This is a genomic window from Microcystis sp. M53603_WE2 (assembly GCF_030065435.1).
The window spans coordinates 1-3000 of record NZ_JASJFF010000764.1 but is presented as its reverse complement, the minus strand read 5'-3'; the positions used below and the strand labels follow the sequence as shown (position 1 = coordinate 3000).

Below are 3000 nucleotides of genomic sequence, written 5' to 3'. Positions count from 1 at the left end.
CGTCGCAGTTTACCCAGGGAGTAAGAGCGAGATTTTCGGGCAGAATCAGGAAAAACAGTGAAAGAATGCAGAAAATGATTCATAAATTCCAGCTAAATTCTATAAACTGCGCCACCATGCCCAGAGGAAAAATACCAGCAATTTGGTTGTGTGTTCCCTTTTCTATTGTAAGGACTCCCTGTGCAAAAAAATTTTTTCTCGAAAGGTAAGCTGCCCGCGCATTTAAATTGCTTGTTGAGATAAGGCACTCATGCAAGAGGCAAAAGGGAAAAGAGGTAATAAATAATCGGTTTTTAATAACCGGATTTAGCAGGGTGAGAGCATCTCAAACGCTATTGACAATTAGCCAATTTTGTGAACCGCTTGCTGTGTGGGCATTTCAACCCGCATTTCTCACAAAAAGTACGATCACTAACCCCCGAAGCCTTACAAAATCTGGGTTTTGACTGGGTGATCGCCTTGTAGCAAAAACGACAGTGTGTTGTTAGGATTCAACTTAAGCTCATCATCAATTAGACCTTGAAAAAAGAACAAATTTAAAATGCGTATTTTTAGGTTAATTAGTTGATAAAGTCTCAATTTTAAGTAGAGAATGAAGTCAAAAGCTTGCGATAATTTAATGATTAAAACTATTTAAAGTATGTCAAGTTTATGACTCCTAGTTCAGACCAGTCTCCACTCAATCAATTAAATTTTGGAAAACTCAATGGAAGACAAGTAATCGCTAATTTTGAGGGAGGAAAAATCACCTCAGATGCAGGAATTATTTTGATGGCAGAGTTAGACCAAAAGCTAAAAATAACGGCTCGGTTTGCCGAATGTTTTCGAGATTATCGAAATTCATCATATCTAGATTATTCAGTTCATCAACTACTCGCACAAAGAGTTTATGGGATAGTTTTGGGATATGAGGATGTCAATGATCATGATAAATTACGTCATGATCCAGCTTTAGCAATAGCATTGAAAAAACTAAATTTTATTGACTCAGCCCAAGCAAATTTAGCGGGAAAAAGTACAATTAATCGACTAGAATATTGTCCGGAAACAGTCATCAATCAAGAGAACAGTCGTTACCATAAAATCGAGCCTAACCCCAAAGAAATTGAAAAAGCTTTTGTGGACATCTTTCTAGAATCCTACAAAAAGCCACCGAAACAAATTATTTTAGACATGGATGTCACCGATGACCCAGTGCATGGAAATCAAGAGGGAGCGTTTTTCAATACTTATTATAAAGGAGTGTGTTATGCTCCTTTGTATATTTTCTGTGAGCATCATTTATTAGTAGCTAAACTCCGGTCTTCTAATGTAGAGCCTGCTGGGGGAGCATTAGAAGAATTGCAGCGAATAATCGGTATAATTCGAGAAAAATGGTCAGATACGCAGATATTAGTACGAGGAGATAGTGCCTATTCCCGTGAAGATATCATGAAATTTTGCGAAAGTCAAGCAGGAGTTGATTATGTTTTAGCAATGGCAACGAATAGTCAATTAAAATTACGAGCGACCGATGTAATTGAGAAAGCTAAGGCAGATTACGAGCAAAGACTTCAGCCAGTTACTGAATTAATGGAGACGTTATTTTCTCCCGATGAAGAGTTAGGAGAATTGGCGAAATTGGTACCAGAATCGACTTGGTATCGTTCCCTATGTTATCAAACCCAAAAATCCTGGAGCCGTTCAAGAAGAGTGGTGACAAAAGTTTGTCCTGGTAGTGAGGGCGTAAAAATTCGCCACGTTGTGACTTCTTTACCTGCATCAAAGATTCCCCCATCTAAACTTTACACTGAAAAATATTGCCCCAGAGGGGAGATGGAAAATCGAATTAAAGAGCAACAATTAGAATTATTTGCTGACCGGACTTCGACACAGACATTTGAGAGTAATCAATTAAGACTTTGGTTGTCATCAATGGCTTATGTTTTAATGCAAGCTTTTCGTCAAAATTGTTTGGCTAAAACTTCTTTTGCCAAAGCGACAGTGGGAACAATTCGCCTTAATTTCCTTAAATTAGGAGCTAGAATTACTGTTAGTGTCAGAAGAATTTTAATCGCAATTGCCAGTTCTTGTCCCTATCAAGATATTTTAGCGATAGCTTACTCTAGAATTCAAGCGATAGCGGGAACTGGATAAGTTGAAGAGTTTTCAAAGATCATTAAATAGTCTTAAAAATGGCTGCTTATAAATTCAGCTAACTTTGTCGTGAACATTTTCCCTAATTGACGGAATTTTTCCAGTAATTCAGGAATTTTTTGATTAGTTTAGTCAGATTATTCCTTGATAACTAAGCGGGTTTCTCTTATTTTTGAAAAACACCAACTTTTAACCTCCAAATTAGGTTCTTAATTCAGTTTGTGAGAAATGCGGGTTCAAGTGATACCAGTCAATCAGAATAGTTACGAAATATTCACATTTGGTCGATTTTTGCTTAACAATTGAGATGGCCAATTCTCCTCAAATATGCCTGAATCGCTCTCTGGGTAAGCAAATCACATAAAGTTGATTTTGTCAAGAATTGTTAAGATGCGCTTACCCTGCCGGATTTAGGATTACAGGTCTATAACAGGTGTATATAGCGTTTCTGATTCACAAGAGGTACATTCCTGATCCTGAACAGCTTAATCAGCAAAGGTTTAAGTGTGCCGAACAGATGCAAGAACCGCTATAATAAATTTAAGCCTAGGGCAGAAAAGTTGGGCTTGTCCTTTTCCCTAACCATAAACAGAAAAAATTCAACACCCCCAAGTAATTGACCGATTAATTTTCGGACAATGGGGTGTGCCTGGTGATGAAGACAACACAAGTAAGTTCCAATTTATCGAGTACAGATATGTCATCTCTAGAAGATTCTTTGAGTTTTGACGGAGCCTCCCCAATCACCTTTGATTTAACAGGTTCCGACGATTTAAGTGTATCGAGGGAAACTACTCCCTTGGGAGTCCTGAACTCTAACCCCTCCCCATCTACAGTCTCCTCGGAGGCCCCCACGGTTCCAGT

General features: G+C 38.2%; 1 protein-coding gene. It reads left to right on the top strand.

Features of this window, described 5'->3' with window-relative positions; genetic code table 11:
* Positions 1 to 651: 651 nt before the first annotated feature.
* Positions 652 to 2136: an IS1380 family transposase gene (locus PX481_RS16460; RefSeq protein WP_002762625.1), complete on the top strand. Its 1485-nt coding sequence runs from the start codon at positions 652 to 654 to the stop codon at positions 2134 to 2136.
* Positions 2137 to 3000: the final 864 nt, after the last annotated feature.